Annotated in this window: 16 protein-coding genes and 1 pseudogene; 6 read left to right on the forward strand and 11 right to left on the reverse strand. The window is 60.8% G+C overall.

Going from position 1 to position 15,771, the window contains the following annotated elements; all coding sequences use genetic code 11:
• Positions 1 to 887: 887 nt before the first annotated feature.
• Positions 888 to 1,169 (forward strand): DUF1127 domain-containing protein, encoded by a 282-nt coding sequence (locus tag LB556_RS25950; RefSeq protein WP_224570434.1) that lies wholly within the window; start codon positions 888 to 890, stop codon positions 1,167 to 1,169.
• A gap of 548 nt (positions 1,170 to 1,717) precedes the next feature.
• Here LB556_RS25950 and LB556_RS25955 read toward each other — a convergent pair.
• From LB556_RS25955 to LB556_RS31745, 3 genes are read right to left on the reverse strand one after another with little or no spacing between them, the layout of a single operon-like run.
• On the reverse strand, positions 1,718 to 2,017 hold the full coding sequence (locus tag LB556_RS25955; protein ID WP_224570435.1) for an XRE family transcriptional regulator: 300 nt from the start codon (positions 2,015 to 2,017) through the stop codon (positions 1,718 to 1,720).
• On the reverse strand, positions 2,014 to 2,283 hold the full coding sequence (locus LB556_RS25960; protein ID WP_224570436.1) for a hypothetical protein: 270 nt from the start codon (positions 2,281 to 2,283) through the stop codon (positions 2,014 to 2,016). The genes LB556_RS25955 and LB556_RS25960 overlap by 4 nt, the downstream gene beginning before the upstream one ends.
• 40 nt (positions 2,284 to 2,323) lie before the next feature.
• A complete protein-coding gene (locus LB556_RS31745; RefSeq protein WP_263485509.1) occupies positions 2,324 to 2,446 on the reverse strand; it encodes a hypothetical protein in 123 nt (40 codons plus the stop codon).
• 620 nt (positions 2,447 to 3,066) lie between these two features.
• Here LB556_RS31745 and LB556_RS25965 point away from each other — a divergent pair.
• From LB556_RS25965 to LB556_RS25975, 3 genes are all read left to right on the forward strand, one after another.
• Entirely contained in the window at positions 3,067 to 3,630 is a 564-nt protein-coding gene (locus LB556_RS25965) for a hypothetical protein (protein WP_224570437.1), read from the forward strand.
• Between the two features lie 182 nt (positions 3,631 to 3,812).
• Positions 3,813 to 4,343 (forward strand): PTS sugar transporter subunit IIA, encoded by a 531-nt coding sequence (locus tag LB556_RS25970; RefSeq protein WP_224570438.1) that lies wholly within the window; start codon positions 3,813 to 3,815, stop codon positions 4,341 to 4,343.
• A complete protein-coding gene (locus tag LB556_RS25975; protein ID WP_224570439.1) occupies positions 4,340 to 5,200 on the forward strand; it encodes a hypothetical protein in 861 nt (286 codons plus the stop codon). The genes LB556_RS25970 and LB556_RS25975 overlap by 4 nt, the downstream gene beginning before the upstream one ends.
• A gap of 320 nt (positions 5,201 to 5,520) precedes the next feature.
• Here LB556_RS25975 and LB556_RS25980 read toward each other — a convergent pair.
• The 7 genes and pseudogenes from LB556_RS25980 to LB556_RS26010 form a co-directional block, all read right to left on the reverse strand.
• Positions 5,521 to 5,670 (reverse strand): annotated as a pseudogene (locus LB556_RS25980) (IS6 family transposase); the annotation flags it as partial.
• A 190-nt stretch (positions 5,671 to 5,860) separates the two neighbouring features.
• On the reverse strand, positions 5,861 to 6,760 hold the full coding sequence (locus tag LB556_RS25985) for a GlxA family transcriptional regulator (RefSeq protein ID WP_224570440.1): 900 nt from the start codon (positions 6,758 to 6,760) through the stop codon (positions 5,861 to 5,863).
• 56 nt (positions 6,761 to 6,816) lie between these two features.
• Positions 6,817 to 7,911: an ABC transporter ATP-binding protein gene (locus tag LB556_RS25990; RefSeq protein ID WP_224570441.1), complete on the reverse strand. Its 1,095-nt coding sequence runs from the start codon at positions 7,909 to 7,911 to the stop codon at positions 6,817 to 6,819.
• A 5-nt stretch (positions 7,912 to 7,916) separates the two neighbouring features.
• Positions 7,917 to 8,741 (reverse strand): ABC transporter permease, encoded by an 825-nt coding sequence (locus LB556_RS25995; RefSeq protein ID WP_224570442.1) that lies wholly within the window; start codon positions 8,739 to 8,741, stop codon positions 7,917 to 7,919.
• On the reverse strand, positions 8,738 to 9,583 hold the full coding sequence (locus tag LB556_RS26000) for an ABC transporter permease (RefSeq protein WP_140892671.1): 846 nt from the start codon (positions 9,581 to 9,583) through the stop codon (positions 8,738 to 8,740). Before LB556_RS26000 ends, LB556_RS25995 begins: the two co-directional genes overlap by 4 nt.
• A gap of 109 nt (positions 9,584 to 9,692) precedes the next feature.
• Positions 9,693 to 10,829 (reverse strand): extracellular solute-binding protein, encoded by a 1,137-nt coding sequence (locus tag LB556_RS26005; protein ID WP_140892672.1) that lies wholly within the window; start codon positions 10,827 to 10,829, stop codon positions 9,693 to 9,695.
• Between the two features lie 90 nt (positions 10,830 to 10,919).
• Positions 10,920 to 11,834: a LysR substrate-binding domain-containing protein gene (locus LB556_RS26010; protein ID WP_140892674.1), complete on the reverse strand. Its 915-nt coding sequence runs from the start codon at positions 11,832 to 11,834 to the stop codon at positions 10,920 to 10,922.
• Between the two features lie 99 nt (positions 11,835 to 11,933).
• Here LB556_RS26010 and LB556_RS26015 point away from each other — a divergent pair, with 99 nt between their 5' ends.
• Positions 11,934 to 12,713, forward strand: a complete 780-nt coding sequence (locus tag LB556_RS26015) for a creatininase (RefSeq protein WP_224570443.1) — start codon at positions 11,934 to 11,936, stop codon at positions 12,711 to 12,713.
• Between the two features lie 315 nt (positions 12,714 to 13,028).
• Here the strand turns inward: LB556_RS26015 and LB556_RS26020 are convergent, their stop codons facing one another.
• Entirely contained in the window at positions 13,029 to 14,243 is a 1,215-nt protein-coding gene (locus LB556_RS26020) for a M24 family metallopeptidase (RefSeq protein WP_140892676.1), read from the reverse strand.
• 254 nt (positions 14,244 to 14,497) lie between these two features.
• Between LB556_RS26020 and LB556_RS26025 the strand changes: the two genes are divergently transcribed.
• Positions 14,498 to 15,712, forward strand: coding sequence for a M24 family metallopeptidase (locus LB556_RS26025; protein WP_224570500.1), 1,215 nt, complete (start codon positions 14,498 to 14,500; stop codon positions 15,710 to 15,712).
• The last annotated feature ends 59 nt before the right edge of the window (positions 15,713 to 15,771 follow it).

Below are 15,771 nucleotides of genomic sequence, written 5' to 3' on the forward strand. Positions count from 1 at the left end.
CGGTCTTGTCGGATCGCCGCTGCTTCCCGTTTCATCTAAAGAGGCATCGCGGACGTGGTTCCGTTCCTCCGGGCACTGGCCCACTCCCGTCTTCCGTTCAACGATCGCTTCAGGTGCGTGATGGAGACGCATCCCGCCGGAGGGGGTGCCGTCGGGACGACCGTCGACGCAGCCCATGGAGGCTATTTCAACGGCGGTCTCGGGATCATGCTGCTTGCGCTGTTTTCTCTATGGGAGTGCGCCACCTCAACCAGATGAACGGGCTAAAGAACGGCCTATCCTTCATCGCCGGCCTGGTGGCCTGGCCGCAGGCGGTCGTGACGATGACAGCCGCGGTGATCGGCGTCTACCTCCGCGCCCCTGTCGCTGGGCGCTTCCTGCATGGGTGGTCAGGGCGGAGTCATCGCCGTCGGCGTCGCGATGAGCGCGGCATTCGTCTGGAGGCTCCTCGCACGATTGGCCGGACCCACGATCAAGGGCTTGAGGCCTGCTGTGGGCCGCCGCCGGAAGGAAAGTCCGTACGATGGCGTTCTATTCATGGCGTGCATCGTGGCGAAGATAAAAATAAAATCAACGTAATAAGAAAGCCCCCGACGGCGACGCAAGGCCGCACTCAAGATTTACAGATTGAAAAATCCATCTAAAACTATTATGTATTTCTTATGTTTAGTTTCGTTCAAGAGAACAACTGGTTTGCTTTTCTAGCGCCGTCCCTGACCCGCTCATAGCCCCGAGCGGCGCACACGTTCGCCGCCTCGGGGATCCCAAAACGACAGTCAAGCACATAGCGAAGGCGCGCTCCTTACGGGAACGCGCCAGATGCCATACACGCCCCCTGCGCTTCTCGCGCGGGCGGCTCGATCAACGCTGTGAATGGAGCGGCAATCATGTCCGAATTCAAACAATCAGGAACCCTTCCCGCATCAGGTCTACGCCCTGGTTTGCGCGCGACGGTCGCGGGCCTCGTCTCCCGCGCCATGGTGCGCTGGCATCGCGGCAAGGCTGCAGCCGTGCTTCATCGCCTCGACGACAGGCAGCTGGAAGACATCGGCGTCTTGCGGAGCGACATCCCCCGCGTCGTCGCAGAGCTCGTTCCATCGAACATCGAGACATCAGTGCAGGATGCCCGGATTTCGGCGCACGCCGCTGGGCCCCTGAAGGCCACCTGATCGCAGTGAAGGAGACAGAAATGGATATGGCGACCAGAACGATCGTGGCCATCGGCCTTCTTAGTATGATGATCATCGCATTCATGGTGATCTGAGCGGAATGCCCTCCGGCGACGGAACGCCGTTCCGAGAGGCCGGCTAGACCAGGTAGACACCACCATGTGCATTGAAACGTTCATCAGGATTTCGAGGCTTGTCGGGAAAGGTCGCGTCCTTCCCCGGAGCAGGCACTCAACCCCTGTATCCCGCATGTAACGCCTGCTCCGGCACCCCCTCGGATGATGCGGTTCATTCCGGCGGCGCCACGCGCCGCATCGATGGAGCGTGACATGAGAATATTCCGGTCGAGGCGCGTTTGCCTTTCCCGCAGCCGTTCGTTGCCGCGAGCGGCATCCCGTTGCCCGTGGTGCATCGACTCCGTCGTTGTTCCGGCGGCTCTGCTGAACCGTCGCGACCCGGGCCTCAGCAAATCGCCTTGAGAGCGCGGCAGACTGAGGCGATAGAGCCTCTGGAAGCGCGTACGAAAACGGGTCCCGCGCCCGCAGGGATCAGGGCACCCGGTCGTTCGCGACGATCCCTCCTTCGCCCTCCAAGCGTGCGATCCGCTTCGCTTCCGATTCCGTGAACTTCAGCCGCACTCCGATACCACCGCCGTTCTCGCCGATGAACACGGCGCCGAGCAATTGTAGCGCCACCTCGAGCTCGCCGATCGTGGCCTCGGGTGGCTTCTGGAGCTTGCGTTCAAAGTCATGGATGACGGTCTCGTCCACGCCAGAACGGATGCTGAGCTTTCCGCGGGTGACCTCGACGAGGGCTCTTGCCGCCCGGCATTGCGAACCAGTTATCATGCTGCCCTCCTTCGATTTTCGTAGCCGCCAGTCTTCTCCCGCCGCCGCTCGGTTGCAAGAGCGGCACTACGTCGGATGGCGACGACGATTACGTCGTCGGAAGGCTGCGGTAACGTGGTGGCGATCTGTTCCATCACAAGGCCCCGAAGCCGACCGTGGCGGTCATGACGCAGCCAGCAACGATCGCCGTCTCGCGCTGCACGCCTGAAGAACGTGCCCTTCATGCTTTCCGCGATCTCCGTCGCGACGTTTGCTGCTGCGGGCATCTTGCCTGCACGCGGCTGCAAGTCCGCGTGCAGGCCTGCCTTATCCCCGCTTTCCGGGCATCGAAGCCCTGGCCATCAGCTCCGACACCGACCCGATCTCGGCCTTTTTTCCCTTGTTCTGCTTGGGCTTGCGGGCTTCCTTGTTGCCCTTCCTTTTCGCCATGAAGGCTTCCTTTCCGACGGCGCGCTTCGCGCGGCTGCGTAGCAGCCCGCGGCAGTTAGAGACAGTCTGCGGAAGGATCCCTGGCCCGTCGCGCCTAGGCTGGACGAGCCAGGGCTAGCAGCCGTTTTTCGGCCGCTTCCGAAAAGGAAGCCGGGTGTGAAGGAACGTGGTCACGCCCGTATTCTGGCGACGCGAGCCGGGAAGTCAAACCCTCTTAACGACCGTCGCACTGGTGGCATAATGTCGCGTCGGAAAGCAGACTGGAAATAACTATGTGTAGGTCATGTGCATGGAGACTTTCATCAAGGTGTCGAGACTTGCCGGGAACGGACGCGTCCTGTCCCGGAGCAGGTTATCTCACCCTGAATTCCGCACGTAAGCCTGTTCCGGGAAATCTCGACGACATTGCGGTCTACTCCTGCGGCTTAACACGCCGCATCGATGGAGCTTGTGATGAGAACCTCCCGTGTCCGGCTTATATGCCTTCCCTGCCACCGCCCGCTTCCAAGGTCAGCGAGCAGGTGCCCCTGGTGCCTGTCGCCGATGGTCGGGCCTTCAGAATACCTGGTCCATTCGTTCGTCCGGCCTTCAGGTTCGACGGCTGCCCAGGCGGTGCGGCCATGACAGGCGGCAGAGAGAGGCAGATTGTCGCTGATGCCCCGTTCAAGGCCGAGTACGCGGCGCTCCCCTGGCGCATGGGCGGCGAAGGGACGATGGAAGTCCTGCTGCTTTGCCCGCGGCAGGACGGACAATGGACTGTCCCCAGAGGCACGTGTTCCGGGACGAGAACGGAGCTTCGGTCGGCCGAACGGGCGGCGTTCCAAGATGCAGGCGTCACCGGACGGCTCGGGCAGGAACCGGTCGGCCGCTACCGCACGATCCGCGTTTTGGCGGACGGCCGCAAGGAGTCCTGCGACGTGACCGTGTTCGGACTGCACGTCTGGGGCACTCTGGTCAGCTGGCCACGCGACACGAAGGTCTTGAGGCAGTGGATGCCCCTGAACGAGGCCCGGACTTTGGTAGCCGATCCCGGCCTTGCAGAATTGCTCGCTTCCGTTATGTCCGGCGCGACGATCCCGCAACCGGATGAAGCGCCTCTTAGCGGCATTCCCGATGCAGGCCGGGGCGGCCACGTGTCGGGGGTTGCCTCGCCAGCCGGAATGGCTAGGTTAAGCGCATGTTGACCTTGCCTGCCTTCGTTCTCCCCAATGGAGCGCGCCTGCTCAAAGCGGGACTCTGACCCGGACGCGATCTGACCCCTGGCTCAGCGTCCGGGTCCGCCAGGCTTCAACCAACCGACATCCACCTTCGCGCCATCGTCTCGGCGTGATCGTCTCGGCAATCCGGCCAGAGCGAGGAGGCCATCATGGATATTCTCGATCTCCTGCATCCGCGGGACATTCTCGTTCGGGCGCAGGCACAGGCAAAACGCCCGCTGCTCCGGCTCGTATCCGGCCGCCTGGCTGCCCGGTCCGGCGTGCCGGAGGAGACCGTACTGGCGGCACTTCTGAACCGTGAAAGCCTCGGCTCAACGGGTATCGGGCATGGCATCGCGGTTCCCCACGCGCTCCTGGAGCAGCTCCTGGCTCCTACTGCGACGCTGGCGGTCATGGACCGCCCGGTCTGGTTCCGGGCTTCCGATGAACAGCCTGTCGACGTAGTGCTGGCGGTGATCTGGCCGCGGGAGCGTGCGGGGGAGTTCATGCCTGCGCTCGCGCGCTTCTGCCGTAAGCTGTCTCGTCTGGACATCCCGAAAGGGATTCGATGCGCCGCGTCGCCCGACGGAGTCCTCGCATGCCTCGGGGCTTTAGACGGCATCGGTCATCAACCCCATCCCGCAACCCTGGTCTCCTCGGCGCGGACGGCGGGCGGAGCGACACGGGAGGGCATTCAATGATGGCGAAGGTCGAAGCCAGCCGGAGGATTGCTTGGCGTGACGGAATGATGACCGATCAGGATGTCGCCGACGCGCTGGAATGCGACGTCGCGCTGGTACGAGAGATCCTCGACTTTTGGGCCTGCCGGACCCTGACGGCTGCATCCGCATGCGTGGAGCGGCGTCACGGCGCTCAGGCCTGCATCAAGCTGGCGATGGCACAGGCACTCCATGCCGTGGCCGGGCTCGCTCTAGCCGAGGCGGCCGCGGTTGCCTGCGGAAGCTGGCAAGTGAGCACGTCTCTGCTGAGGATCGTGGAGTTCCAGCCTCCGCGGAATTCCACGATCGACGGAACGCGACAGGATACGCCCGGTCCTGATCCTTTCATGCTTTTCGCGCCGCATGCAGCGGAGGCAATTCCCGTGGCGGCGGCGGACGAATACCTCGACGTGGCCGACGGCAGGCGCGTCTACTGGAGGAAGCCGCGGCGCGACGCCTACGTGCTGGCATGCGAGCTGCACCGCCTGTCGGACATCAGCAGGCGCGAGGACACCCCCGCGTTCCAGGACGAGTATCTCGAGCTGCTCAGCCGTCTCCGGGAGCCTGCCGACCACGTCTGCGAATGGATCGGCACCGTGGCTGGCGAGCGCTTCCGCCCCGCCCCCGACAGGTTTGCCGAACAGACCCCGGCGATGCGGCAGGGACCCGGCTGCGGCGAAGCCAGGCATACTTTCGCTGAATCCTACTCCAGCAAGGTTTCGGTGAACGTGTCGCTGGCGGCGCGGTCGATGAAGCGCCGCGCCCTTGGCCTCGCTGTGAAGGATCCGCTCGGGGGGACGGCGTTGGCGCCTTCGGAAGGAAGGACGAGGCGACGATGAACACGCCCTATTACCTGATAGACGAGTCAGCGAACTGGTACTTTTCTTGTCCGTCATCTCTGACCTCCTCTGTTCGTGGAAACCGGGAAACTCCTAGAACATCCGACCTCGGCTGCTTTTGCTCTCTTGCTTCTTTTATGACGCCGCAGGGCGGCTCCTGTCGCCACGCTGCACAAGTTAGGACGAAATTCTGGACTTCGGACGTGCTAGTTTTGCCATTATTGATGCGAGATCGTCATGAATGGTTTGTGGCCTGAGGCTCTGAACTGGCTTTGTCGCAAATCTGAAAACGGCTAACGATTGTTGACCGTGGGGCGTCGTCACGCTGCGGATTCGAACTGTTCAGCAATTGGATGGTAGGCGTAACTCTCCTGCCGCTTGCGCATCATGTGGATCATCTCGATGCCGGATACGGTTATCCCGGCACAAGTCATAGACTTGAAGCCGAGCATGGATTGGATCCGGCGCCTTTGTGACCACGGACGTCACGCGTAACCGGCTTGCCGGCAACTCGCTGACTGAGGCGGTGGTTGCCAAATCGATGGCGGACAGCATGACTGAGGCAGTCGTCCGACGCAGGCGCAGCCTGTCATCCCGAGCATGCGGCCTGATCCGACACCATGGACTCCTGTGCTCCCCGTCTTGGATGCGCCCAGAGAGTTAACCCCTTCGAAGCGCTGTTGGTGTGCCACCTTCATGTTGCCGATATACGCGGCTGAAATGCCCAGCATTTGGAAAACCACACCTGTATGCGATTTCGCCGATTTGTAGGTCGCTAGTTCCCAATAGCGTTTTCGCGTACTGCAGACGCAGCGCCAGATAGGCGGCCATAGGGCTGGTTTCTATTTCTGTGGCAAACAATCGCTCAAGCTGGCGGCGTGAGATGCCAAGCTTGCTCGCTACGTCAGTCACTGTGATTTTTTCTTGCAGATTGCTCTCCATCAGAAGCAATGCACGCCTGATGTGGCGGCTTTTCGCTTTGGGAAACAATTCTCCGTTAGGCTGCACGTCGCGGCCGGTTCTAATTCTGTCGAGAACCAAAATTTTTGAAGCTTTCTCCGCAGCTTTGTTGTCAACATGCTTGGACACAAAGTAACTCGCCAAATCGGCTGCTCCGGCACCTCCGGCGCAGGTGGCCCTATTTCCATCGATTGAAAACAACGTGTCAGCGTGCGCACGAACGTCCGGGAACGCATCTCGAAATTGCTTGATGTGAAACCAGCTTACACAGGCCCGATAGTTGTCGAGCAGACCATAGTGGGCCAGCACGAAACTGCCCGTGCATAAGGCCGTAAGAGGCACATCGCATTCTGCCGCACGCCGCAGAAAGTCCTGTTTTTCCTCACTGAGGTACTGGGTGCCATTGAGCAGCCCACCGACAACAACGATATTGTCATAATCCTGCGGATCAGTGATTTGTTTCGTGGGCAGCAACTCCACACCGGAACTTGAGCGGATGGGAAGACCTCGCTCACCGATAATCTGCCAGTCAAATCGCCCCCGCCGACTACGATCACCGTCATCACCCGCAAGGCGCAGCGTATCGATGAAAAGCGACATTGGAGACAGTGTAAAATTTCGGGCAAGTAGGAATCCGAACCGCAATGTCAGCCCCCCTATTCTCCCGGCAGAATATGGCTCGCTTCAGCGCGCCACGACATCCAGATTCTGGCGCCCGGCACCAAGTTGAGCCGCTCCAGTTCGTCATGGCTCTTCTGCGCCTTGAGTTCCAGCCCGTCGGCGCCTTCGAGGTGGATGACGGCAGTAGCACCGACGAATTCTTCGCCGACCACCGAAGCTTGCATGCCGTTGACGTCGCCGGCAGGCTTCTCATTGGTCAGCTGTACGCGGTCACCGGACACGACGAAGGTCGCCTTGTCGCCCTTGACCAGCGCCTTGGCCGGATTTCGGGCAACGCCGAAATCGCCCGAGGGCGTTGCGATCCTGATGAGGTCGCCGTCTGTCGCCGACACCTTGCCGGCGAACACATTCGAGGAGCCAAGAAACTCGGCGACGAACCTTGTCCGCGGCGCGCGATAGATCTCCTGCGGGTTGCCGATCTGCTCGATGCGGCCGCGGCTCATGATGACGACGCGGTCGGCCATCGAAAAGGCCTCCGACTGGCTGTGCGTGACATAGACGAAGGTGATGCCGAGTTCCTTTTGCAGGTTGGACAGCACAGTCTGCATGCGCACCTTGAGATGCGCGTCGAGCGCCGACAACGGCTCGTCGAGAAGCAGGATTTCCGGCTCCGTCACCAGCGAGCGGGCCAGAGCCACGCGCTGGCGCTGGCCGCCGGAAAGATGGGCGACGTTGCGATCAGCGAATTCGGTGATCTGCATGCGTTCGAGCCACTTGTCGACGCGTTGCCTGCGCTCGATTTTCTCAACACCGCGCATGCGCAGGCTGAACTCGACATTTTCGCGCACCGTCAGGAATGGAAACAGTGCCAGGCTCTGCCAGACCATCGGGGTATCGCGCCGCCAGGTTGGCAGATCATTGATCCGCGCACCGGCAAGGCGAATCTCGCCCTCGGTCGGCGCTTCAAGGCCCGCCAGCATGCGAAGCGTGGTTGTCTTGCCGCAGCCGCTCGAGCCCATGATGGCAAGAAACTCACCCTTGCGGATATCGAGATCCAGGCGCTCCACGGCAACAAAATTTCCGAAGCGTTTGACGACGCCGTCGAAGACGACGAGGGCTTCATCGGTCATGGCACCTACTCCGGCGCATTGCTGCCGGCCTGGGGCGCGGCGCTGCGTTTCATGAGAAGAATCTGGGCGAGGATCACCAGCGTCATCGAAGCCAGGAAAACGAACGTGCCGATGACATTGATGCGCGGGCTGACCTGTCCCTGCAGGAAGCCGAGCACCTTGACCGGCAGCGTTTCGTGCAGGCCCGACACGAACCACGACACCGCGAATTCATCGAACGATACCGCCATGGTGATGAACAGCGCGGCGAAGATGGCGGGCCGGCAGAACGGCACGATGACATGCCGCATCGCCATCCATTCGGACGCACCGAGGTTCCAGGCGGCGGCTTCAAGCGATGGGTCCATCTGCGACAGGCGAAGCCGGCAGATCGCCATGGCGAACGGAGCGCACATCACCACATGGGCGATGATGACGGAATGAACCTCGCCGGACAGGCCGACATTGGACAGGAAGGCCAGCATCGCCAGGCCGAGGATGACAACCGGGATGGTCGGCGGCAATAGCGCCAGCGCCACGTAGAACGGCTTGCCGAAGAATTTATAGCGGAAGTCGGTGTAGGCGGCGCCAAAGCCAAGTGCCGTGGCCACGACCGAGACGACGGCGCCGACCATCAACGTGTTGCGCAAGCCCTCCCAGACCAGCGGATCGGCATAGACGGTCTCGTACCAGATGGTCGAGAAACCGCCCAGCGGCAAGGACGGAAAACGGTCGATATTCAAGGAGAAGACGAAGCTCGCGGCGATCGGCGCGAAGATGAAGGCAAAGGAAAGCACGATGTAGAGCTTGAGCGCCCAGTCGATCAGCGGGTTGCGGTTGAAGTCGCTCATCGCCCGCGCTCCCTGTAAGCGTAGCTCACCGCCGCGAACGCCACCGCGAGCAGCGTTGCGATCATGGTCAGCGCGATGACTGCCGCGCGGGGCCATTGCTGGCCCGACTTGGTGGTATCGGTGATCAGGATGGAAAGCGTTGGTGGGTCGCCGCCGCCGAGATAGAGCGGGCTGACGAAATCGCCGAAAGTGAGGATGAAGCAGAACAGCGCCGCGATCACCAGTCCAACCTTGGCCGCCGGCACCACTACCTCGAACACGGTGCGCAGGCGTCCGCAACGAAGATTGTGCGCGGCCTCGATCAGCGTGCGGTCGACGAACATCAGGCTGAACAATTGCAGCAGCACGACCAGCGGAAAGCTCAGCGTCAGGTAGCCGATCATCGTGCCGAAGACCGAATTCAGCATGCCGAGCGGTCCGAGACCCGCCTTTGCCAGCAGCGCATTGATGATGCCGTTATCGGACAGGAAAATCTGCCACGAATAGACGCGCACGAGATAGCTGGTGAAGAACGGTATGACCATCAGGAAGATTGCCCAGCGCCGCGCCGTCTCCGACAGCTTGAAGGCGATGCCGTAGGCGCAGGGCAAGGCCAGCGCGCTGGTGACGATCGCGGCCGCCGTCGACAGGACCAGGGTCCGGAAATAGGCCTCCCAGAACACGCCGCGGCCAAGCATCCTGATCCAGTTGTCCGGATTGAAATCCGGCTCCATACGGAAATTCCGGACCGTCCAGAAGCTCAGCGCGATCAAGAAGACCAGCGGCGCCAGGAAGAACATCACCTGCCAGATCAACATCGGCAGCGAGAATGTCAGTCCGTAAAGGGTGATCGATTTCCGCATCGATGCAGGTCCTGCCCGTTGAAGCACGGCTCATCCGTCTGAACGACGCACGACGACGTTTCAGGAAATGCCGGACGGGCCCGAACGCCCGCCCGACGGTTTATGACCGTTACGATCCCTTGTATTCGGACCAGAAGTCGTTCCAATCTTCAAGGCTCTGCTGAACCGGCAGTTGGCGATATTTGATGCGCCCGTCGCGGATCATGTCCATGACATTGCTCTGGTTGAGCAGCATGCCCTGCCGCTTGGCCTCAGCCGGCGTCTCGGTGGCCAGGAGTTCCCAGCCCTTCTTGTTCGGGATAAGGCAGGGATAGGCGACCATGTTGGCCGACTTAACCTGGCCCTTGGCGGAAGTGATGTACTGGATCCACTTCTTCGCCAGATCGGCCTTTTTCGAGCCCTTGCCGATCGAGAAGGATTCCGTGAACTGCAGGCCGCCCTCTTCCGGAATGACTGTGCGTACTTTGGCGCCGCCCTTTTCCAGCGCCCCGGTGATCCAGTCGCCGATGCCCGCCATGGCCAGCATCTGACCGTTTTGAAGCGACGAGAAAGTGCCGCCATAGTCGAAGAAGCCGCCGATCTGCGGACGCAGCGATTTCGTTTTTTCCTGTAGCTTGCTCCAGGCCGCGTCGTTGATGTCATAAGGCGAGGCGTTGCCATTGAGCAGGCTCATCTGGCCCAGATTGGGCAGATGCCAATCGAAATGCCCAACCTTGCCCTTCAGCTTCTCGGCCCAGTAGACATTATAGGTCGAGGCCTCCTTCTCGGTGATCGCCTCGGTGTTGTAGGCAACACCGAGGAAGCCGAAACGGGTGATGACCGAATAGAGATCGTTGCCCTGCCAATGCCCTGGAAAATGCTGGAATTCGGGGAAGAATTCGTCGAACGGATAGTCGGCCGGGTCGAGCTTCTCGATATATCCGGCGGCGTTGAGCTGCTGCACATACTCGGCATCCGACAGGATGACGTCGAAGGTTCCGGGAGGCGATTGCGCGATCAGCCCGAGCATGTTGTCGCCGCCGGTGTAGTATTTCGGCTTGAACTTGACGTTGTTGGCGGCCTCGAACTCGGCGACCACGTCGGGCTCGGCATGTCCATACCAGGCGAGCATATTGAGTTCGACCGGATCGGCAAAAGCCAGCCGGCTTACGAATGGCATTGCCAGAACGCCGCCACTCAGAACAGTTGCACCCTTCAGAAAGTCGCGGCGCGTGCTGCCGTTGAACAAGCTTTTTTTGATTGTCATGGTTGTTCCCCTTGGCTTGTAGTCCAGCGAGCCTACGAAGGGGTCAACTATTTGAAAAATTAATTCTCATAATAAATGCATTTGCGCCCTTTATTGGCGGTCCAGTTCGATCGGCCGGCGCACCGGGTCGCCGGAGACGCCGGCTTCATCCAGGCGCGCGACGATGTGATTGACCAGCCTGATTCCCGCATCGGACAGGCGGGGATGCTTGTAGAACAAGCCGACCCGGATTTCCGCAAGCGCTGGAAACCCGTCACTTTCGTCGAGAACGCGCATGCCGGGCAGCATTGTGTAACGCGTGAGCGCGCTGACGCCAAGGCCATTGACCACGGCATTCTGCAAACCCGCGATGCCGGAGCCGGTATAGGACACCCGCCAGCGAATTTGCGCGGCATCCAGGGACTGGATCATCCGCGCCCGATAGGCGCAGCCTTCCGGGTGCGCGGCCAGCGGCACTCCGGTTCCCAGGTCAAAGCGAGCAGCTTCGGCGGCAGCCCAGACCGGCCGCTCGATCCACGAACGGGACAGATACTGCGAACGCTCATTGTTGACCATCGCCACCGCCAGGTCGAGTTCGTCGGCGCGCAGCCGATCGAGAATGTCGGCGCTCCAGCCGCAGTGGATTTCCAGCGAAATGCCCGGATGCTGGCTGGTGTATTCGGTGATGACGCCCTGCAGGAACGCGACCGCATAGTCATTCGGCAGGCCGATCCGCAACACGCCGGCTATCTTCGACCGATTGAAATAGGATGCAGCCTCATCGTTGAGCCGCAGCATCTCGCGAGCGTAACTCAACAACACCTCCCCTTCGCTGGTCAGGAGCAGCGTCCGTCCGACCTGTTTGATGAGCGCCGAGCCGACCAGTTCCTCGAGCCGGCGGATCTGCAGCGAGATGGCCGGCTGGGTGCGCCCCAGCGCATCGCCAGCTTTGGTGTAGGCACCAAGATCGATGACCGAAACAAAGGTCCGCAGCAGGTCGGTCTGAAAATTAACGATGTTGCGCATGGATTTCGATTTCTCATACATGGATCATGAATATAAATTTTTCATATCATGATTGTCGCCACTAATCATCAACACAACAGCTGAAGTTGGGAGACCATCATGCCGGATGCCACCGTTTTTGCCGCCGAACTGCCTTGGCCGGACTACGACGCGAAGGTTCGGGACGGCGCCGTGCCTATCCTGCTGCCGGTCGGTTCGATGGAACAGCATGGCCACCACATGCCAATGCACGTCGACGTGCTGCTACCGGTCGAGTTCTCCCGCCGCGTCGCCGGCGAGATCGGCGCACTTGTCGCGCCGCCCTTCACCTATGGCTACAAGTCGCATCAAAAATCGGGCGGCGGCAATCACCTGCCCGGCACGACCAGTCTGGATGGCGCGACGCTGGTCGCGGCGCTGCGCGATGTCATCAAGGAATTCGCCCGCCACGGCGTGCGCGATATCTGCTTGATGAACGGCCATTTCGAGAACTCCTGGTTCATCGTCGAAGGGATCGATCTGGCGCTGCGCGAACTGCGCTGGGGCGGCATTGGTGACATGAAGATCGTGGTGCTGTCCTATTGGGATTTCGTCGACAAGGCGACGATCGCGCGTCTCTATCCGGGTGGCTTTACGGGGTGGGACCTGGAGCACGGCGGCGTACTCGAAACGTCGCTGATGTTAGCACTGTACCCGAACCTTGTTCATATCGAGCGCGCCGTCGATCATGAGCCGGCCAGCTTTCCGCCGTATGATGTGTACCCGCCCAAGCCGGAATGGACACCGGCGAGCGGTACATTGTCGTCCCCCAGGGAGGCGTCGAAGGAGAAGGGCGACATTCTGCTGGATGTTTGCGTGAGCGGCATCGTCAAAGCTCTGAATGTCGAGTTTCCGCGCTGAACCTTGGGCTTCCGCTTGAGTTCCAATGCGCCTTTGGGCAGCGCGCGAAGGCCACGCCAGTCAAGCGAATCTTGATCGACACGCGTCGTCAGTATGGAAACGGCCAGTTCGGTGGCGCCTGCCCTCTCACGGTGTCGACATTTTCGTCGGGGCAATCATTGCGTTCCACGAGCGTGTCGACCGTGAACACTCTTATCAGCAAAATGAAGAATTCGTGGGCGAAGCCATAAACAGGCGACGCCGCGTAGGGGTTGGGCGGGTTTGTCCGGCCCTCGCCTCGCGGATGCCAATCGTGAGGAATGTAAAGCACTCCCGTCAGTTCCTGACGATGTTATGGTCGGGGCCAAAGGGGAAGCCGGTGATGTTTTCCGCGCTGTCCTCCTTCACGATCAGGATATCGTGCTCGCGATAGCCGCCCGCACCCGGCATGCCTTGCGGCAACATCACCATCGGCTCCATGGACACGACCATGCCGGGCTCCAGCACCGTCTCGATGTCCTCGCGCAGTTCCACACCCGCTTCGCGGCCATAATAATGGCAGAGCACACCGAAGGAATGGCCGTAGCCGAAGGAGCGGTACTTCAGCAGATCCCATTCCCGGTACATGTCGTTGAGTTCGATCGCGATGTCCTTGCAGCGCGCGCCCGGCTTGATCAGTTCGAGGCCTCGGCGGTGGACAGCGACGTTCTTCTGCCAGATGTCGAGGCTGGCGTCGTCGACATGGTCACAGAACAATGTGCGTTCGAGCGCGGTGTAATAGCCAAAAATCATCGGGAAGGTATTGAGCGACAGGATATCGCCGGATTTGACGAGACGGTTGGTGACCGGATTGTGGGCACCATCGGTGTTGATGCCGGACTGGAACCACGTCCAGGTGTCCATAAGCTCGACATAGGGGTGCGACTTCGCGATCTCGCGGATCATGGCGTTGGTCGTTGCGATGGCGACTTCGTGCTCGGGCACGCCGGCCTTCACGGCTGCCACACAGGCGGCGCCGCCGATATCGCAGACGCGTGCGCCCTCGCGGATCAAGCCCTGCTCCTCAAGCGACTTGATCGAACGCATCCACATGGACGGCTGGGCGACATCAACGAACTCGACGCCCGGGAGCGCCTCCTCAAGCTGGCGGCGGAAATCAAGGTTCACATGGTCGAACTCGATCCCGATGCGCCTTGAACTGGCGGTGAGTTGGCGCACCGCGCGATAGAAATTGTCGCGGCGCCAGTCCGTGTAGGTGACGTTGTCGCCAAAACTGCGGCGGTAGGGCTGGCCGCCATCGATGCCGGCGGAAATCGTCGTGGCTTTGTCGTGGTCAACGACCATGCCGTATTTGCGGCCGAAGTAGCAGTAGAGCCAGCCGGAATAATAGTTAATGCAGTGATAGGAGGTGAACAGCACCGCATCCACGTCGTTGTCCGCCATCCAGCGGCGAACGTCGGCCTGACGGCGATTCATCTCGGTGTCCGAGAACGGCGAGTACTCCTTCTCGCCATTGTGCCACGCCATCACGTGCAACATGTCGTCGGTCATCGGGAGCTTCCTGCAATGATAATGCGAGGAGGCTACGATTGGCGCGCGCATCAGGACAATTTATTCACCTGATATGTGCATTTCCAGAAGTTATGGAAGTCCCCAATGTCCCCGCAGCGCGGCCGACCGATTAGCAACCCTAATCGGATGATATCGACTTCTAATTTCCAGTGGCCCGGCCGAATTTTTATAGTCCGTTCCAACCTGAAACCCGATTGGATGCGGAGGAAAGAATGAACGTCTACGCCAAGGGCATGCCCAACGAATTGCTGCGTCTGCAGACGATGCATAATGGCGAGAAGGCTGTCGCCACCTTCAGCGCCGCCGAGATGACGCGCCGTCAAGACGGGCTGCGCGGCATTCTGGCTGAACTGAAGCTCGACGCAGCCGTGCTCACTTCCTACCACAACATCTGTTATTTCTCGGACTTCATGTTCTGCTACTTCGGCCGCCGCTATGCCTTCGTGGTCACGGCCGAGAAAGCGGTGTCGGTTTCGGCGGGCATCGATGCCGGCCAGCCATGGCGCCGTACCTTCGGCGACAACATCACCTACACCGACTGGCAGCGCGACAATTACTTCCATGCCCTGCAGCAGGCGCTGCCCGGCGTGAAGCGTATCGGCATCGAGTTCGATCACGTCAACCTCGAATTCAGGAAGCTCCTGCAGGATGCCTTCCCGAACGTCGAGTTCGTCGATGTCGGCGCGCCGACCATGTGGCTGCGTACGATCAAGTCGGCCGAGGAGATCGTGCTGATCAAGAAAGGCGCGCGCACCGCCGATATCGGTGGCGAGGCCATTCGCAACGCGATCCGCGAGAACGTTCCTGAATACGAGGTGGCGCTGGCCGGCACGCAGACCATGGTCCGGCATATCGCCAAGACCTTTCCGCATGCCGAGCTGATGGACACCTGGGTCTGGTTCCAGTCAGGAATCAACACCGACGGCGCGCACAATCCGGTCACCTCGCGCAAGGTTCAGAAAGGCGACATCCTCTCGCTCAATTGCTTCCCGATGATTTCGGGCTACTACACCGCGCTCGAGCGCACGCTGTTCCTCGATCATGCCAGCGACGAGCACCTGCGAATCTGGGAGATCAACTGCGACGTCCATCGTCGCGGGCTGGAGCTTTTGAAGCCGGGCGCACGGTGCGGCGACGTGGCGACGGAGCTGAACGAAATCTACCGCAGCCACAATCTGCTCGGCTACCGCTCGTTCGGCTACGGCCACTCCTTCGGCGTGCTGTCGCACTACTACGGTCGCGAAGCTGGCGTCGAACTGCGTGAGGACATCAACACCGTGCTGCAGCCGGGCATGGTCGTTTCCATGGAGCCGATGCTGACCATTCCGGAAGGCCTGGCGGGTGCCGGCGGCTATCGCGAACACGATATTCTCGTCATGACCGAGGACGGCGCGGAAAACATCACCAAGTTCCCGTTCGGCCCGGAGCACAACATCGTCAAGGCGTGACCGCTGACCACCGCGGTTTCTGGCGGGCCTTCCTGACAGGGAAGGCCCGCTTGCGTTTG

Source organism: Mesorhizobium sp. ES1-4 (genome assembly GCF_020164745.1).
Lineage (GTDB): Bacteria > Pseudomonadota > Alphaproteobacteria > Rhizobiales > Rhizobiaceae > Mesorhizobium.